Origin of the sequence: Rickettsia endosymbiont of Cantharis rufa, from assembly GCF_964026445.1 — a bacterium.
GTDB lineage: Bacteria > Pseudomonadota > Alphaproteobacteria > Rickettsiales > Rickettsiaceae > Rickettsia.
The window spans coordinates 84,109-103,342 of record NZ_OZ032150.1; the positions used below are offsets into that span (position 1 = coordinate 84,109).

Genomic DNA, 19,234 nt, shown 5'->3' on the forward strand with positions numbered 1-19,234 from the left:
TTCCGCGGGAATGACATAAAGAGCATTTACTAGTTACACAACAATGCCTGCTCATATTTATAGTTAGCAATCCATATACGAAGATGGGCTTTAAAAAGAGCAAGGTGTTCACAAGACGAGGAACGCAGCGTATAACTTAATACGTGAGTACCGCAGTACTTGTAGGACGACATAGCCAATTTTTGAAGTTCATCGAGTATATTCCATTATCCATTAAACTCCTCTTATTGAGTCATATATATTCACTATTATTTGTGGAATTACTGAATTACCTAATTGTTGATATCTCTTTAACCCGCCTGTAACATAATGATTTTTAGGAAGTCCCATCAGACGCTTGCATTCATTAATTGATAATCTTCTGATTTTATCATTTATATAATAAAGACTAGTTGTAGCACCGACGCAGCCACCAAAAGCAGATAAAGTTATTGAATGACCGTAAGGGCTATAAATCCTTTCACCTTGACCGCCTTTATTAACCTAACCGATTCTAATCGGTTTTAATTGCTTTTTAACCGGCGTTTTATCTAAAACAGTATCATCTCTATTAATATATAAACTTTTATCAACATCCTTTTCTAAAATATCATCAAGAAAAATCCTTTCATAAGATTCTTTCGGTTTTACGTATTTGAGTGTATATTCACTGCTAAAATCCTTTCGTAAACAAACAAAATAAACTCTTTTTCTTGCTTGAGGTACTCCAAATAATGAAGCATTTAATACATTTCTATATACTTTATAGCCAATCTCATTTAATTTCTGGTCTATAGTTTCAATTACGCTACCATTATTAATATTCAGAATATTTTTAACATTTTCAAGTAATAATATATAAGGTTTGTGATATTGTGGCCATTCTGATTATTCCATAAAAGAGTCTACTGTTATTATCACCTATACCAAGCCTCTTACCTAAAATACTAAAAGACTGATAGGGGAAAACCGGCGCATAAAATATCATGTTTAGGGATTTTGTTTTCCGGTATTTCCGTAATATCACCGTGCGGCCTATCACCGGAATTTCTTTTGTATACTTCTTATATATCTTTGTCTATATCAGAGGAAAAAACACATTCAAGTCCCTTTGTTCCTAAAGCTTTTCTAAAGCCACCAATACCACAAAATAAATCTATAAATTTATACATAAATTATATTGTTAAAGCTTAAGAAGCGGTGTTTTCTTTTTTAGTTCTAGTTGTTTTTGCTTTATCTACCTTAATAACCGGTGAAGTACCGAAAGGAAAGCTATTTTCCTCCTCAGAATCTAAAGACTTACCACTGAGTAAATTTTTAATTTGGTGACCTGATAATGTTTCATATTCTACTAAAGCATTTGCAAGTACGTGTAGTTGATCGATATGCTTAGTTAAAATATTTTTAGCAAAATTATATCCTTCGGTAATAATTTTTTTCACCTCAAAATCTATTAATTCAGAAGTTTTTTCCGATCTCTCATCATTACTTCTTCTAGCATATAAATCTTCATTGTTAGAGCCATAAAATATCGGTCCAACTTCATCGCTTAGCCCCCATTCCGTAACCATAGCTTTTGCCATTCTAGTTGCCATTTTTATATCGGATGATGCTCCTGAAGTCACTTTATCTTCACCAAATATAATTTCTTCGGCTACTCTGCCTGCCATGGCAACCGCAATATCTGCTTTCATTTTATCACGCGCCATGGAGAAACGATCATTTTCCGGTAATCTCATAACCATTCCAAGAGCTCTACCTCTTGGTATAATAGTAGCTTTATGAATAGGGTCGGAAGCGGAACAATAGAGCCCCACCAAAGCATGTCCACCTTCATGATAAGCAGTTAATTTTTTTTCTACATCGGACATAGCCATGGAACGACGCTCTACGCCCATTAAAACCTTATCTTTTGCTTCTTCTAAATCCGTCATATCAACTTCTTTTTTGCCGCGACGTGCAGCAAGTAAAGCGGCTTCATTGACTAGATTAGCAAGCTCGGCACCTGAAAATCCAGGAGTACCTCTAGCAATAATTCTAGGTAAAACTTTAGAGTTATATTTTATTTTTTTCAAATGTACTTGTAATATTTGTTCTCTGCCGTCAATATCAGGATTAGACACCGTAATTTGTCGATCAAATCTTCCAGGCCTTAGTAATGCCGGATCAAGAACATCGGGGCGGTTAGTAGCTGCAATAATAACAACCCCTTCATTTGTTTCAAACCCGTCCATTTCGACTAACATTTGGTTAAGCGTTTGCTCACGTTCATCATTACCGCCGCCCATGCCGATACCTCTATGGCGACCTACCGCGTCAATCTCATCAATAAAGATAATACAAGGTGCATTGCGTTTGCCTTGTTCAAACATATCTCGTACACGGCTTGCACCGACTCCGACAAACATCTCAACAAAATCAGAACCTGAAATACTAAAGAATGGCACATTAGCCTCGCCGGCTATTGCTTTTGCTAAAAGGGTTTTTCCCGTTCCTGGTAGCCCTATTAGTAAGCAGCCTTTCGGAATTTTACCGCCAAGCTTTTGAAATTTACTAGGGTCTCTTAGAAAATCGACGATTTCTGTTAATTCTTCTTTTGCCTCATTAATACCGGCTACATCTTTAAACGTAACTTTAGGTCCCTTATCTGATAATAATTTAGCTTTAGATTTTCCAAACCCCATGGCTTTCCCACCACCATGCATTTGACGCATAAAGAAAACCCAAACACCTATTAATAAAAGCATCGGAAACCAAGAAATTAAAAAACCTAAAAATGTATTCATTCTTGTTTCAAGGGGTACGACTTCAATATTAACGTCATTGCTAGTAAGACGATTTACTAAATCAGGGTAATCAGGAGCATAAGTGTTAAAAGTAGAGCCGTCATTTGAAGTACCTTCAATTACTCTACCTTGAATTTTAACTGAATTAACGGTCTTTTCATCAACTCGTGTTAAAAAATCCGAGAAAGTTATGTTGTTTCTTCCGCCAAGTAAACCGTCAGACTGGAAAATATTAAAAAGTAATATTATAAAAACAAAAAGCGCCGCCCAAGCTAAAATACTTCTACCCTGATTATTCATCGATATAAAACCTAATAAAAATTTTTACCGGCATTAAGTTACCGGTGTTAGCAAAAATGGGTGAAACGGGATACAAAATTTGGAGCAAAAGATACTTCAAAGTTCCACATGTCGTTATCATAATATGATATATGTGGTATTGCTATAACTTTTTCAAGTATTTTAATGATAGGCAAGGTAAATAAAATTACATTGTGGTTTTTGTAGGATAGATTTTTCAAAGGTTCTAAATCTAATTGTTTTTTTATTATTTTATAATCTTCCAACGATAAATGAGTCACAAAACAATTTATAGTTTCTTGAATAGGCTCCCTGTAAAATTCTACTTCTAGAGGTAATTTGTGCGTCGATCCTAACTCCTTATCCTCACGTACGCTTATGTACGCTGCGGTGCTGCGTTTCGTGTCTTCTACAAATTCCTCTCTATACACGAATTTTGCAGGAAGTCTATTTTTTGTGATACGAAACCTATTATCCCAAATAACTGGTTTATCTAGTAATATTTTACTCGCAGGTAATTTTCTACCGACTTCCTTGTATATAAGTAACTCGTTTTGAGTGCGTTTAATAGTGCAACCATGAAGAGTATTTTTAAAGTTTACATCTTGAGTAATTAATTTTAAAATAGGTGTTACTGAATAAAAACGTGCCACCCTAGATTGTCCACTAATTATTACCAGTAAAAAATTAATTAGTTGTACTTTTACCTCATTTGAAAATTTATCAAATTTTACTAAATCAAGAAAAGCAAAACCATATTCAAAAACCTTGACCGCCTCAGCTATTGCTGATATTAATTCTGGCTTAAACTCATCTTCTATAAGCTTGTTGGTTTTAAATTGTTGTGAGATTATTTCGGCTTTAATATAATCTTCGCCGTTAGCTAATTTTTGCCTAATAAGATTCCGCTTATATTTATCTGATAAATTCGATTCATCTTCAAACCATTCTATATTATGAATGACTAAATATTCTACTAATTCACTCTTTGGAATATTATATAGGGGTCTAATTATCTGTGTATTATTATGCCAATTTATATTACTGCTACTAAGCCCGAATATACCGCTTTTACGTTCTAATCTTAAACAGAAATTTTCTACATAATCATCCTCATGGTGAGCAGTTAGAAGAACTAATGTATCGAGTTCCGCGCATAGATTTGCCATTAAATCATAGCGCCCCTCTCTTGCTCTTTCTTGTAAATTGGAAAAATTATTTTGATGATCAAAAGATAAACTATAATGCTTGCGATTTAGGCTGTTACTGATGTTTTGGATATAATGGGTTTCTTGTTTCGATTGCTGCCTTAAGTTATGATCAACCGATATAACAAATAATTCTATATTATTTTTTTCTACCCAAATATTAGTAAGATACAGAAGTGCTATCGAATCACTCCCGCCGGAAACTGCAATCGCTATTTTAGATAAACCAAGGTTACCTATTAAATTATTGATATTATACTCAAATTTTTCATATAGCATGGTTGAAAAATGTTAGTATTATAAAGTGTTTAAATATTGTGGTCAAACGTAGTAGTATGTCATTCCAGCAACGGCGGAACGTTGTTGCGTGGCTTGAAAAACCTGCTCGATGTCATCCCTGCGGAGGCGGAGATCTAGAAAAATAACTTCAATATTGATACAGAAGTTACATCATATTTGGCAAAATAAACACATAAAAAAACTTGTTTTTATGTGTTTTACTTGATTCCCGCCTTCGCGGGAATGACACAAAACGAGCCATGCAACAACTCCTACAAACTCTCTGGATGACAGAGGTAGAATTGATCCACACAAACTAAATGATAAAGAAAAATTTATGCTGATTCAGCTAAGCTTTCTGAAGTTTCAGTCTTTTGTTCACGTAAATAATCTTGCGCTTCTGATTCTGATCTTGCAACAATAACCGTAACTATGGCATTAAGCTCTGCATGGAGTCTTATTTCAACCGTATAAAGTCCAGTAGATTTAATTTGTTTATCAAGAATAATATTTGAATGAAAAATACTATAAGATACATTTTCAGATAATTTCTCAGCTATTTCTTTATTAGTAACCGAACCGAAAAGTTTACCGTCATCTGATGTTTGACGGATAAAAAACAATTTTTGATCTTTAATAAGGGTATTGATTTTTTCTACTTCTTCTCTTATTTGCTTATCTTTTGCTTCAAATTCGTCTTTTTGCTTAACTATTAGCTCTTTATTAGGCTCGGTAGCTCTAATAGCTAATTTTTGCGGTAAAAGATAATTACGACCAAATCCGTCTGCTACTCTGAGTATGTCGCCAATTTTACCTAATTTTCTTACGGGTTTTATTAATATAATTTCCATGTATTATGCCTTTATTTAGCTTGAAATACAAAAGGTAATAATGCTAAAATTCTTGCAATTTTAATAGCATTATTTAGCTTTCTTTGTTTCTTTGCACAAACATTTGTGATCCTGCTTGGAAGCATTCTACCACCTTCAGAAACGAACTTTATCAAAAGTTCAGGATTTTTATAATCAATGACGGGTGCATTAGAGATAGAAAGAGGGCATCCTTTACGTCTTCTAAAAAATACTTTTTTAGTGGTTTTATCTCCTACCTTGCGGGTAGCTGTTTCACTAGTGTTATTACTTTTTAACATTCTTTAACCTTAATTCTTACAAATTTAATTATTAATCGTTACGTCAATTACCGGAGTATTTTCCGTACTTTGATTTTTTAATATCGGTGAAGGTTCGCTACTAATTGAATCTGCTTTAATTGTAAGAAATCTAATAATATTTTCGTTAAGCTTCATTTTTCTTTCTAGCTCTTCTTTTACATTTCGATCAATTTCTAGACCTAGAAAATAATAATGTCCTTTTTTGTTATTACCGATTTTGTAAGCTAAAGTTCTTAACCCCCAATATTCTTTTTTTATGATAGTGCCGTTATTATCTTTAATAATTTTAGCAAAATCATCAACGATTTTATCTATATCGTTTAATGATATGTCTTGGCGTATAATAAAAACTGATTCATAAAAGATCATAATATATAGGTTCTCCAACAAACAAACTTTAAAATAAAGCTATTTATAGCAACTAAAACTATTAAACTCAAGTACTATCTTTAAAAAATTATTATTTCTTTGTTTCTTTTTATAAAAAGTTTAGGTCGCGCCCCCGTATTGCAGCTTAGCATGAATAGTCTATAATCCTCAAACAGTAATAAGAGAGAATTATAGTTAAGGAGTTATGACAAGAATATATGTTAAGTGTAGATCAAGAATAGATGTTAAGTGTAGATATTGTAACGACACAGAAAAAGTAGTAAAGGCGGGATATTCAATTTCAAAACAACAGAGATATCAATGCAAGCAGTGTAATCGATATTTTTAACTGTAATATATTAATAATGCCTCTAAGCCTGGAGTCAAGGCTCAGATAGTAGATATGTCAATCAATGGCTCTGGAGTTAGGGATACAGTAAGAGTATTAAAAGTGGGTATCAATACGGTTATCCGTGTTTTAAAAAAATCTAGCGTTAAAAAAGATAAATCATTCTATCAATACGATAGAAGTAATTATTGCTCCTGAAATAGATGAACAATGGTCTTATGTACAGAATAAATCCAAACAAAGATGGCTTTGATATTCTTTGGATAAGATTTTGTTAAAAGTAGTTGCTTATACTTTTGGTACAAGATGTGATAGCACATCAGAATCATTACTGAAAAAAACTGGAGGATTTTAAGGTTACTTTTTACTTTACAGATGGATAGGGAAGTTATGCTAGGTTATTAGATCCCAAAAAACACATTGTTAGTAAAAAATATACTCAACGGATAGAACGGGGTAACTTAAATCTTAGAACAAGATGCAAAAGACTGACACGTAAAACAATTTGTTTTTCCAAGTCATTGGATATTCATGATAAAGTCATCGGAACTCTTATTGAACGTATAGCCTTTTAATATCCACATCTGTAAAATGGAGGTGCGGCCTGAAAAAGTATGCAAAGGCGGACTGAATATTCGTTTAGGTCCTACTGAGTTTAAAATTTTGTGACTTTTTTCAGTTTCCAGATGAAGTATTCTCGCGTCAAGAAATAATAAAATATTTATGGGAAAGTGGAGAGGCCTTTAGTGAGCGTCCTATAGATGTTCATATAAATAGGATTAGAGAGGCCTTAGGAAAAGACAATTTAATTATTAAAACCGTTCGTTTTATCGATTATTGTTTAAATAAGGATAATGATTAGGCTCTATGAGGGAGAATTAAATTAATCTATTTTTGCTATTTTTTGCTGTAAATCATCAAATTTTTTTGAAATAGGGACGACTATTACCGCAAAAATCTTATTAATTTTCGCTAAAAAATATCTAACAATATAAATAATTTAATTCTCCTTCACAAAACCTAGAATTTTGTTGCCAAAATTTTCTTTGTATTTATGCGTTAAGTATGTTAATATCCATTAATTATATTTATATAAACTATAAATATAATTAGATTTTATTCGTTGCCGATTTATATATTTTATAACTAAAAACTGTAAATTTTATGTTAAGTAAACTAAATAAGCCTGCTTTATTTGCTTTAATATTTTATCCTATTTTTATTATATCTCTTATAGTTAAATATTCGTTTGATTATGGAATAGGGTTAACTGAAATTGTTTTTATAATTGCTAGTTATTATATTAATAATATTACCGTTGGGATTGGTTTACACAGGTTATGGTCACATAATGCTTATAAAATAAATAAATGTGCCGAGTTTGTTTTAGTTATGTTATCTGCGGGAACATTACAGGGACCGGCTTTATCTTGGGCGTCGAATCATTATAAACATCATAGATATACGGATCAAGATCAAGATCCGCATACCCCATTAAAATTTAACAATAAATTTTTAGGTTTTATGTGGTCTCATGTAGGATGGATGTTAGTCGGAAGCGGTAGCTATAAATCTATTGATCGCATCACTTGGGCTAAGCATGGGAAAAACAATTTATTAAAATGGCAGCTAAAATATTATTGGCAAATAGCAACTTTTATGAATATTGCCGTACCTTTATTTATCGGTTATTTAGTCGGTGGCACTATACAATCAGCATATGCAGGATTTTTATTTATGGGACTCGGTAGATTCCTGCAACAGCAAGCAACATTCTGTGTTAATTCTTTATGCCACTTTGCCGGCAGTAAAAAATATTACAAAGGCACTGCCGGAGATATTTGGTGGATGGCATTATTCTTACTAGGTGAAAACTGGCACAATTATCATCATGCTTTTCCTTCAGATTATCGTAACGGTGCAAAGTGGTATCATTTTGACGTTCACAAATGGATAATATTTTTAATGAGTAAAATCGGTTTAGCTTCAGAACTCGAACGTACTACAAAAGTACGCATACAGGCAAAAATGCAAGAAACTTTAAGTTATCTTAGTGAAAAACAAAAGCAAAAATTGAACTTAATGCAGACTAAAATAGATCAGCTTCTAGAAAATTTATGCTTAAAAATTAAAGAACTTGAGGGATCATCTATTACAATTAAAGAACAATTTAAAAAATCTTTTGTAGAAATACAAGAATCGCTTAAAAATTTAGCGGATCAAGTAAGTTCTGCAACGCAAATAACAGAAAAACCTTCGGAAAAATTACTAAAGATAGTTAATAAAAAAATTATTGATGCTGAACAATCTATTTATAAGCTGTATAATCAATTAAATACCTCAAAGGTATCTAATTAGGCATTATTAAATAAAGATAAATATTGTCATTGCGAGAAGCCGTAGGCGACGCGGCAATCCAGAAAATAATTAAAAAATTCTGTAAATCAGAATTTTTTGCTGGACTGCTTCGTCAACTGCTATGCAATTTCCTCGCAATTACGCAAACTATCATTTTTTACTTAACAACATCTCTAATTAGTTTTAATTTTAATGACAAAAATTTTAGGTATAGAATCAAGCTGTGATGATACAGCTGTTTCTATAATCACCGAAAATCGAGAAATCTTATCTAATATAATCATTTCACAAAATGCAGAACACGCAGCTTTTCAGGGAGTAGTGCCTGAAATTGCTGCACGTTCTCATTTATCGAATCTAGATAAAGCATTAAAAAATGTTTTAAAAGAAAGTAGTACCAACTTAACGGAAATTAGTGCAATTGCCGCAACTTCCGGTCCAGGCCTGATCGGCGGTGTTATAGTTGGCTCAATGTTTGCAAGGTCGCTAAGCAGTCCTTTAAAAAAACCCTTTATTGCAATTAATCATTTAGAAGGTCATGCCTTAACCGCAAGATTAACCGATAATATCCCTTATCCTTATTTACTCTTGCTAGCTTCAGGTGGGCATTGCCAATTTGTAGCAGTTTTAGGACTCGGAAAATATAAAATACTAGGATCTACTATAGATGATGCCGTAGGTGAAGCTTTTGACAAGGTAGCAAAAATGCTAAATTTAGCTTTTCCCGGAGGACCTGAAATTGAGAAAAGAGCAAAACTCGGTAATTCTCATAAATACAAATTTCCAAAACCTATAATTAACAGCGGTAATTGCAATATGTCTTTTTCAGGACTTAAAACTGCCGTACGTACTTTAATAATGAATTTAAGGGAAATTGATTACAAAGACCGTCATCATTTAGAAAGCTTCAGACAAGATGAATTTCAGGAAGAGCATGCGAATCGCGCAAAAGTACGTGAGCACAGGCGAAAGCCACAAAATTTGTTCGAATCAAGCTTTCTAAATGATGATGTAATTAATGATATAGCGGCAAGTTTTCAATTTACCATAGGAGAAATTCTATGTAGTAAGATACAGGATGCTATTAGAGCATATGAACGAGTTGTAAATGATTATTACGAGAATATAGATTATACTACACAGCTAAATTTAAAAAGCTTTAGACAAGATGAATTTAAGAATAAGTTAGCTGGGCGTACAAAAATACGTGAGCACAGGCTATACCCGCAAAATTCGCTTGGATCAAGTTTTTTAAATGACACTGTAGTAATTGCTGGCGGCGTTGCTGCCAATAAATATTTACAAGAAGTATTAAGTAATAGTACTAAGACGCATGGTTATCATCTTATCTATCCACCTATCCACTTATGCACCGATAATGCTGCAATGATTGCATATGCAGGACTAGAGCGTTATAACAAAGGATTATTTACACCTTTAAACTTCTGTCCAAAAGCTAGATGGAGTTTAGAAGAAATATAGTAAATTAACTGTAGAAATCAAGATCTAATCCTACAGACACTATAAAAATTATATCTGAATGTCTGATAAGTTATGACTGTCAGATGAGTATTCAAGATATAAGATTTCGTTATTCTTTTCAACATCTAACTTTTTACTATCCATAAAAGTCTGCATAGGCGTTTTACCATAGCGATATTTACCGGAATGTGATCTTTCGTTATTGTAATGCTCTAACCAAATATCAAGATCTAGTTGTAGATCATCAAGATCAGTATAAATCTTTTTACGCATAGCTGTATCAAAGAATTCTTGTTTCATAGTTTTATTAAAGCGTTCACACATACCATTTGTTTGAGGAGAATATGCTTTAGTAGTAGTATACTCAATACCCTCAATGCTTAAGAACAATTCAAAAGCATGGGCCGTGCCCCCGTATTGCAGCTTAGCATGAATAGTCTATAATCCTCAAACAGTAATAAGAGAGAATTATAGTTAAGGAGTTATGACAAGAATATATGTTAAGTGTAGATCAAGAATAGATGTTAAGTGTAGATATTGTAACGACACAGAAAAAGTAGTAAAGGCGGGATATTCAATTTCAAAACAACAGAGATATCAATGCAAGCAGTGTAATCGATATTTTTAACTGTAATATATTAATAATGCCTCTAAGCCTGGAGTCAAGGCTCAGATAGTAGATATGTCAATCAATGGCTCTGGAGTTAGGGATACAGTAAGAGTATTAAAAGTGGGTATCAATACGGTTATCCGTGTTTTAAAAAAATCTAGCGTTAAAAAAGATAAATCATTCTATCAATACGATAGAAGTAATTATTGCTCCTGAAATAGATGAACAATGGTCTTATGTACAGAATAAATCCAAACAAAGATGGCTTTGATATTCTTTGGATAAGATTTTGTTAAAAGTAGTTGCTTATACTTTTGGTACAAGATGTGATAGCACATCAGAATCATTACTGAAAAAAACTGGAGGATTTTAAGGTTACTTTTTACTTTACAGATGGATAGGGAAGTTATGCTAGGTTATTAGATCCCAAAAAACACATTGTTAGTAAAAAATATACTCAACGGATAGAACGGGGTAACTTAAATCTTAGAACAAGATGCAAAAGACTGACACGTAAAACAATTTGTTTTTCCAAGTCATTGGATATTCATGATAAAGTCATCGGAACTCTTATTGAACGTATAGCCTTTTAATATCCACATCTGTAAAATGGAGGTGCGACCGCACTGGTATTTGCTGACTCTCATACCACGGCAGTACTCTATCATTAAGCATGTCAGTAGCGGTAAGAGCTGTTTTATCAGTATATAATTTAGCATCTGTAACCCTAGTATAGCTATCAATAAATACCTGAGAATATACCTTGTCTATACCTTTAAAATTACCTACATAATATGTGTCTTGGCATCCTAGATAATCTGGATGCTGTGTATCTATTTCTCCATGAGCTTCTTTCTCGCTACGCCGTTTCTCTAATACTTGTAACTGAGCTTCGGTAAGAACAATACCATCCTGAGCCATTTTTACTTCTAATGCTTTAAGTCTTTTATTGATATTATTTAAATCATTACGTAGCCAAATTGATCTAACCCCCCAGGTGATACAAGAATACCAGTCTTTTTAAGCTCATTTGATACTCGCATCTGACCATAAGCTGGGTATTCTACCGCCATATCTAATACTGCTCTCTCTACCGCAGGATCAACTCTATTTGCTATAATTGGCTTCTTCCGGCTAATCTCATATAACGCCTCTTCTCCCCCAGTTTCATATAGCTCTTTGAACCTATAATAACTGTCCCTGCTGTATCCCATAGCTTTACACGCTGACGATATACTTCCAAGACTCTTAGCTAATTCTAGTAATCCTATTTTTGGCTTTATTATTTTTTGATTTAGATTCATCTCTAATCCTCTATTTAATACTTATCTTATTTTACTAAATGTAAGATTAAATCTCAACTATTACACATCAAGGACTTGTAAAACTAAAAGTCATTTTGTAAAACTCTCTCTTTTCTTAAATTTCATATCTGACACAAAATAATACAATGATTATCTTTTATTAACCAATTAGTTAATAAAAGATAACTTTTTAGTTGACAGATCTTAACAAAAATTATATAATTCGCCCGATTTTAAAAAGCAATTAATAATTAAAAAGATAGTGTTATGTTTCTACAGAATTTAAAATCGAAGAGGCATGTAAGTCTTTTGTCTAATAGTGTTTTAAGCATAGGTGCTAGTGTTAGCCCCAGTCCATTAAAAAAATAACAACTAATCGAGGTACATTAATGAGTATAGCACGTAAATTAAAATCCATATTGTTAACATACTCTTTCGTTATTAGTATATCAACAAATTTATTTACCACGGATTCAGAAGCAGCCGGCGGTCCTCCACCTCCACCTCCACCTCCACCGGGATGGACATCTCAAGCAGCGTCATCAAACAATTCTGGTAGTGGAGGACAAACTACTCAACCAGAGTCATCAAAAAGCACTAGTAGCAGTAAAGAAACTTCCTCGCCAACAAAAGCACCGGAAGTACCCCCCCCTACTACAAACTTAGGTAAAAGATACGCTGAATTTATTAATATAAATGATTCAAAACAAAATCTAATAATACAATTTCCAAGAGCAATAGCATATTTGATACGCCAAGAATTAACACTTCAGAACCTTGACACTAGTACCGATGTAAACAAAATTATTACCTTGTTTAATGAGAGAGAAGATTCAACCTTAGATAATGCAAAAAAAAAATATCAGGAGTTTATAAAAGACCCTTATATAGCTCAGTTTACAAATAAAAACCAACAAACAGGAGGTTTCTTAGATAATAAACTCTTCGATGAAAGTCAAGAAGAAGCAACCTTGCGTCTTTTATCATTAGAGCAACTAGATGCACAAAGGAAACAAGGAATTTTAAGTCAACAGGGTGATATATTAGAACAATTAAAATTTATAAATGAAAATTCTGAAATTCTAGGTGCATACGGTAAGACGGCATCAACAGAGATATCAAAAAAACTACCTAAAGAATTACCTAAAATTTTAAATCAACAAGGTGATATATTAGAACAATTAAAATTTATAAATGAAAATTCTAAAATTCTAGGTGCATACGGTAAGACGGCATCAACAGAGATATCAAAAAAACTACCTAAAGAATTACCTAAAATTTTAAATCAACAGGGTGATATATTAGAACAATTAAAATTTATAAATGAAAATTCTAAAATTCTAGGTGAACACAGTAAGGCAACATTAAAAGATAGACTAAAAGTATTATTTAGGCAGTTAGATAAAATTCCAAGCAATCAATTAGTAGGTTTTATACTTGATGAAAATAAGATCAACACGAACTTAAAAGACGCTTCTTTTTCAAAAAAAGAAGTAAGGGGGCTAATAGATAGCTTAAATAATGAAATCTTAGAGAAAATTTTTCTCAGAGATGATGGTACGATAACTGAACAAGATTTAGCCAAAATATCACAAAAATATGAAGAAACAGATTTAATAAAAAACTTAACTCAGAGTATGGTGTATATTGAGGGTAATAAAAGTAGCGGCAGTAATACAGAAACTTTAAATAAAACTTTAGAAAAAGGTCTAGGGAGCACTACCAAAAAACAACGAGAATTATTCGTAAATGTACTAACTTCTGACAATTCAAGGATACAAAAAGTTTTTATAGAGAAAATAGAAAAAGAGCGGAAACAAGATAAAATTCAAAGGGACTTAGAGAAAAAGGGGGTTTTATTAAATGACCTAGTGGGTGCACTCAAAAGACGCGAATCTAGGATATCCAAACAACAAATAGCAAGCGAGATAGAAGAACAAATAACAAGCTACCGACAAGAAACTTCAGCTTATAAGAAGCAGGAGAAAACGGGTTGGGTGCCACATCACCAAAATGATGATCAAAATACTAATAAAGATACAGAAGTAGAAGGGTGGGAAGATAATAATAATGATAATAACAACATTGACACAATAACGGAAGCATTTAAAGAATTAGAGCGAGCAGTTCAGTCTATAATAGAAAAAAACGGCATAATAAAAACTGCTGCAATGGCTCAAGAATATTTACAGAAGGCTCAAGATCAATTAAGTTCAGCAGAAAAAAACAGAGAAGAGGTAGTAAGGGATTTATCCGCAGCATTTAAAATGATACCTGAAAAAGAGCAAAATAAGATACGAGGTAATGGTTGGCAAGATCATTTATCACTAGAGGAAATAACAAAACTAGGTACACTAAATGAAGAAACCAATACACTAAAGAACAGAAGAAATAAATCTGGGAAATTCACATCAACTGCGGACGCATCACAATTTAAAGCAAAAGAACAGGAATATCACACACTATTTGCAGAATTACAAAAAATCGGAATCGCAAAGCAACAGGAAAAACTTGTTAAAGACTTCGTAGACGAAATGATAAGCAGAGCTAAAAATGAAGTAGGAAAAATAGAAGCAATTTTAGAAAATTTAAAAAAGAAGGAGGAGAATAAACGCGATAATGCAGAATCTGGTCCACTAATTTCTAAGGAAATATTAGAGGCTCAAAAGCAGTTAAAAAAAGCTGAAACAGTCTTGAGTACTGCTGAACGCAATTATGAGCTTGCTAAGAGGCGAGGTGACATATCTGACAGCGATAGTGATGATGATTCCGATAATGAGTCAGATAAAAAAGTAACATCAATACAAGCAAGAGAAATAGAGTTAAACGATGCTAAAGAAAAGGTGGCGCAAGCTAAAAAAAACTTAGAAGATGCTGAGGCAAAAGATGCAGAGCGCCAGCGTCAAGAGGAAGATGAAGCAAAGCGTAAAGCAGACAAGGCAGAAGAGAAGGTTGAACAAAAAGAAGAAGTAGAACATCAACGTCAAAAAGACCTGAAGCTTGAGCAGGATGAAGCAAAGCGTAAAGCAGACAAGGCAGAAGATGAAGCAAAGCGTAAAGCAGGCAAGGCAGAAGAGAAGGTTGAACAAAAAGAAGAAGTAGAACATCAACGTCAAAAAGACCTGAAGCTTGAGCAGGATGAAGCAAAGCGTAAAGCAGACAAGGCAGAAGATGAAGCAAAGCGTAAAGCAGGCAAGGCAGAAGAGAAGGTTGAACAAAAAGAAGAAGTAGAACATCAACGTCAAAAAGACCTGAAGCTTGAGCAGGATGAAGCAAAGCGTAAAGCAGACAAGGCAGAAGATGAAGCAAAGCGTAAAGCAGGCAAGGCAGAAGAGAAGGTTGAACAAAAAGAAGAAGTAGAACATCAACGTCAAAAAGACCTGAAGCTTGAGCAGGATGAAGCAAAGCGTAAAGCAGACAAGGCAGAAGATGAAGCAAAGCGTAAAGCAGACAAGGCAGAAGAGAAGGTTGAACAAAAAGAAGAAGTAGAACATCAACGTCAAAAAGACCTGAAGCTTGAGCAGGATGAAGCAAAGCGTAAAGCAGACAAGGCAGAAGATGAAGCAAAGCGTAAAGCAGGCAAGGCAGAAGAGAAGGTTGAACAAAAAGAAGAAGTAGAACATCAACGTCAAAAAGACCTGAAGCTTGAGCAGGATGAAGCAAAGCGTAAAGCAGACAAGGCAGAAGATGAAGCAAAGCGTAAAGCAGGCAAGGCAGAAGAGAAGGTTGAACAAAAAGAAGAAGTAGAACATCAACGTCAAAAAGACCTGAAGCTTGAGCAGGATGAAGCAAAGCGTAAAGCAGACAAGGCAGAAGATGAAGCAAAGCGTAAAGCAGGCAAGGCAGAAGAGAAGGTTGAACAAAAAGAAGAAGTAGAACATCAACGTCAAAAAGACCTGAAGCTTGAGCAGGATGAAGCAAAGCGTAAAGCAGACAAGGCAGAAGATGAAGCAAAGCGTAAAGCAGGCAAGGCAGAAGAGAAGGTTGAACAAAAAGAAGAAGTAGAACATCAACGTCAAAAAGACCTGAAGCTTGAGCAGGATGAAGCAAAGCGTAAAGCAGACAAGGCAGAAGATGAAGCAAAGCGTAAAGCAGGCAAGGCAGAAGAGAAGGTTGAACAAAAAGAAGAAGTAGAACATCAACGTCAAAAAGACCTGAAGCTTGAGCAGGATGAAGCAAAGCGTAAAGCAGACAAGGCAGAAGATGAAGCAAAGCGTAAAGCAGACAAGGCAGAAGAGAAGGTTGAACAAAAAGAAGAAGTAGAACATCAACGTCAAAAAGACCTGAAGCTTGAGCAGGATGAAGCAAAGCGTAAAGCAGACAAGGCAGAAGATGAAGCAAAGCGTAAAGCAGGCAAGGCAGAAGAGAAGGTTGAACAAAAAGAAGAAGTAGAACATCAACGTCAAAAAGACCTGAAGCTTGAGCAGGATGAAGCAAAGCGTAAAGCAGACAAGGCAGAAGATGAAGCAAAGCGTAAAGCAGACAAGGCAGAAGAGAAGGTTGAACAAAAAGAAGAAGTAGAACATCAACGTCAAAAAGACCTGAAGCTTGAGCAGGATGAAGCAAAGCGTAAAGCAGACAAGGCAGAAGATGAAGCAAAGCGTAAAGCAGGCAAGGCAGAAGAGAAGGTTGAACAAAAAGAAGAAGTAGAACATCAACGTCAAAAAGACCTGAAGCTTGAGCAGGATGAAGCAAAGCGTAAAGCAGACAAGGCAGAAGAGAAGGCGAAGCGTAAAGCAGACAAGGCAGAAGAGAAGGCGAAGCGTAAAGCAGACAAGGCAGAAGAGAAGGCGAAGCGTAAAGCAGGCAAGGCAGAAGAGAAGGCGAAGCGTAAAGCAGACAAGGCAGAAGAGAAGGCAAACAAAGCGGCAGAAGAGAAGGCGAAACGTAAAGCAGACAAGGCAGAAGAGGAGGCAAACAAAGCGGCAGAAGAGAAGGCGAAACGTAAAGCAGACAAGGCAGAAGAGGAGGCAAACAAAGCGGCAGAAGAGAAGGCGAAACGTAAAGCAGGCAAGGCAGAAGAGGAGGCAAACAAAGCGGCAGAAGAGGAGGCGAAACGTAAAGCAGGCAAGGCAGAAGAGGAGGCAAACAAAGCGGCAGAAGAGGAGGCGAAACGTAAAGCAGGCAAGGCAGAAGAGGAGGCAAACAAAGCGGCAGAAGAGGAGGCGAAACGTAAAGCAGGCAAGGCAGAAGAGGAGGCAAACAAAGCGGCAGAAGAGGAGGCGAAACGTAAAGCAGGCAAGGCAGAAGAGGAGGCAAACAAAGCGGCAGAAGAGGAGGCGAAACGTAAAGCAGGCAAGGCAGAAGAGGAGGCAAACAAAGCGGCAGAAGAGGAGGCGAAACGTAAAGCAGGCAAGGCAGAAGAGGAGGCAAACAAAGCGGCAGAAGAGGAGGCGAAACGTAAAGCAGGCAAGGCAGAAGAGGAGGCAAACAAAGCGGTAGAAGAGGAGGCGAAACGTAAAGCAGGCAAGGCAGAAGAGGAGGCAAACAAAGCGGCAGAAGAGGAGGCGAAACGTAAAGCAGGCAAGGCAGAAGAGGAGGCAAACAAAGCGGCAGAAGAGGAGGCGAAACGTAAAGCAGGCAAGGCAGAAGAGGAGGCAAACAAAGCGGTAGAAGAGGAGGCGAAACGTAAAGCAGGCAAGGCAGAAGAGGAGGCAAACAAAGCGGCAGAAGAGGAGGCGAAACGTAAAGCAGGCAAGGCAGAAGCAGAATGTATAGAGGATATGGCTTCAATGTTTAAAAATGCAGAAGATGAAGCTGAGCAAAAAGCAAGGGAAGATGCAGCAAAAACAAAAGCTGGGGCCGATAGAAAAGCAAAAAAAGATGAGGGATATAAAGCTGACGAGGAGGAATTAGAAGAAAGTAATAATACAGTTGAAGAGGAATTTAAAAAAGATACGCTTTTAGAAAGCGAAGATAAAGCTGTCAATATGTCACTCAAAACTGAAGAAATTGTAGAACAAGATGACACTGTATTAAAAGAGCGGATATCTAACAAAACCAATGAAACAGTAGCACTATTAGAGGGAGTAGATAGAATGACTTCAGTTACTAATAAACATATTTATAGTAATATTTTTAATAACAGACTTAATGTTGCTGCAATAGGTGCCGGTGATGAAGAAGTTAATATAAACAGAGGGGTATGGATTAGCGGTTTATACGGGATCAACAAACAAGGAGCCTGGAGAAATATTCCGAAATACCAAGGTCGTACAACCGGTGTAACTATCGGGAGCGATGTTGAATTCATTAACAACCATGATGTTATAGGAATAGCTTATAGTCGTCTGGAATCCCAAGTTAAATATAATAAAAAACTAGGAAAAACAGCGATTAACGGTCATCTTTTCAGTCTTTACGGTCTAAAAGAATTGGTTAAAGGCTTCTCTTTACAAGCTATAACATCTTACGGTCATAATTATATTAAAAATAAGACAACCAACATTAATAATATTATCGGTAAATATCAAAATAATAATGTAAGTTTTGAAACATTGCTAAATTATAAATATCGAACAAAACATGATTTACATTTTATTCCTAGCATCGGTTTTAAATATGATTATTCAAGAGCTAGCAACTATAAAGAGTATAATGTAGATATAGAAAATTTAATGATTCAAAAAAAATCAAATCAATCATTTGAAAGTAGCTTTGGCGGTAAAATAGCGTTTAGACCTATAGCGACCGGAAATAATATAGTATTAACTCCAGGCTTACATGGTAATATCGAGCATCACTTCAATACTAAAAATACAAAAGTTAATGCAAGAGCGACTTTTAGAGGACAAACATTACAACAAACAATTATTCTACCAAAACAACCTAAGCTTGGATATAATGTCGGTAGTAATATATTTATGAGCAGAAAGAATATAAATGTTCTACTTGAGTATAATTATTACGCACACAAAAAATATCAAAGCCATCAAGGACTTGTAAAACTAAAAGTCAATTTATAAAAATAAATAGAGGATAAGGTTTTAAGAATCTTATCCTTATAGTAATTCAGCCCCATTTGGTGACAAGCGTGAGG

Annotated in this window: 11 protein-coding genes and 5 pseudogenes; 6 read left to right on the forward strand and 10 right to left on the reverse strand. The window is 34.8% G+C overall.

The window, feature by feature from the left end; genetic code table 11:
- Positions 1–213: 213 nt before the first annotated feature.
- The 8 genes and pseudogenes from AAGD46_RS00475 to rpsF form a co-directional block, all read right to left on the reverse strand.
- On the reverse strand, positions 214–330 hold the full coding sequence (locus AAGD46_RS00475) for a hypothetical protein (protein ID WP_341787341.1): 117 nt from the start codon (positions 328–330) through the stop codon (positions 214–216).
- 153 nt (positions 331–483) lie between these two features.
- Positions 484–837, reverse strand: coding sequence for a DNA cytosine methyltransferase (locus tag AAGD46_RS00480; RefSeq protein ID WP_341787961.1), 354 nt, complete (start codon positions 835–837; stop codon positions 484–486).
- Positions 824–1,121, reverse strand: a pseudogene (locus tag AAGD46_RS00485) (DNA cytosine methyltransferase). The gene AAGD46_RS00480 and the pseudogene AAGD46_RS00485 overlap by 14 nt, the downstream one beginning before the upstream one ends.
- Positions 1,122–1,169: 48 nt before the next feature.
- The gene (gene ftsH, locus AAGD46_RS00490; protein ID WP_341787342.1) at positions 1,170–3,065 is read right to left on the reverse strand and encodes an ATP-dependent zinc metalloprotease FtsH; all 1,896 of its coding nucleotides are present in this window, start codon (positions 3,063–3,065) and stop codon (positions 1,170–1,172) included.
- Between the two features lie 47 nt (positions 3,066–3,112).
- Positions 3,113–4,552, reverse strand: coding sequence for a tRNA lysidine(34) synthetase TilS (tilS, locus tag AAGD46_RS00495; RefSeq protein WP_341787343.1), 1,440 nt, complete (start codon positions 4,550–4,552; stop codon positions 3,113–3,115).
- Positions 4,553–4,887: 335 nt separating this feature from the next.
- On the reverse strand, positions 4,888–5,403 hold the full coding sequence (gene rplI, locus AAGD46_RS00500) for a 50S ribosomal protein L9 (RefSeq protein ID WP_341787344.1): 516 nt from the start codon (positions 5,401–5,403) through the stop codon (positions 4,888–4,890).
- Positions 5,404–5,414: 11 nt separating this feature from the next.
- Positions 5,415–5,702: a 30S ribosomal protein S18 gene (gene rpsR, locus AAGD46_RS00505; RefSeq protein WP_341787345.1), complete on the reverse strand. Its 288-nt coding sequence runs from the start codon at positions 5,700–5,702 to the stop codon at positions 5,415–5,417.
- Positions 5,703–5,726: 24 nt separating this feature from the next.
- Positions 5,727–6,092, reverse strand: a complete 366-nt coding sequence (gene rpsF / locus AAGD46_RS00510) for a 30S ribosomal protein S6 (protein ID WP_341787346.1) — start codon at positions 6,090–6,092, stop codon at positions 5,727–5,729.
- A 205-nt stretch (positions 6,093–6,297) separates the two neighbouring features.
- Between rpsF and AAGD46_RS00515 the strand changes: the two are divergent.
- From AAGD46_RS00515 to tsaD, 4 genes and pseudogenes are all read left to right on the forward strand, one after another.
- Positions 6,298–7,016: pseudogene (locus tag AAGD46_RS00515) on the forward strand (IS1 family transposase).
- 137 nt (positions 7,017–7,153) lie between these two features.
- Positions 7,154–7,303: a helix-turn-helix domain-containing protein gene (locus AAGD46_RS00520; RefSeq protein WP_341787962.1), complete on the forward strand. Its 150-nt coding sequence runs from the start codon at positions 7,154–7,156 to the stop codon at positions 7,301–7,303.
- Between the two features lie 302 nt (positions 7,304–7,605).
- Entirely contained in the window at positions 7,606–8,799 is a 1,194-nt protein-coding gene (locus AAGD46_RS00525) for a fatty acid desaturase (RefSeq protein ID WP_341787347.1), read from the forward strand.
- 192 nt (positions 8,800–8,991) lie between these two features.
- Positions 8,992–10,281 (forward strand): tRNA (adenosine(37)-N6)-threonylcarbamoyltransferase complex transferase subunit TsaD, encoded by a 1,290-nt coding sequence (gene tsaD / locus AAGD46_RS00530; RefSeq protein ID WP_341787348.1) that lies wholly within the window; start codon positions 8,992–8,994, stop codon positions 10,279–10,281.
- 48 nt (positions 10,282–10,329) lie between these two features.
- Here tsaD and AAGD46_RS00535 read toward each other — a convergent pair.
- Positions 10,330–10,683, reverse strand: a pseudogene (locus tag AAGD46_RS00535) (integrase core domain-containing protein); the annotation flags it as partial.
- A gap of 82 nt (positions 10,684–10,765) precedes the next feature.
- On the opposite strand from AAGD46_RS00535, the pseudogene AAGD46_RS00540 reads away from it, so the two are divergent.
- A pseudogene (locus AAGD46_RS00540) lies at positions 10,766–11,484 on the forward strand (IS1 family transposase).
- 31 nt (positions 11,485–11,515) lie between these two features.
- Here the strand turns inward: AAGD46_RS00540 and AAGD46_RS00545 are convergent.
- Positions 11,516–12,195: pseudogene (locus AAGD46_RS00545) on the reverse strand (helix-turn-helix domain-containing protein); the annotation flags it as partial.
- Positions 12,196–12,584: 389 nt separating this feature from the next.
- On the opposite strand from AAGD46_RS00545, the gene AAGD46_RS00550 reads away from it, so the two are divergent.
- Complete coding sequence (locus AAGD46_RS00550) at positions 12,585–19,160, forward strand: autotransporter domain-containing protein (protein ID WP_341787349.1); 6,576 nt, start codon at positions 12,585–12,587, stop codon at positions 19,158–19,160.
- Positions 19,161–19,234 lie beyond the last annotated feature (74 nt).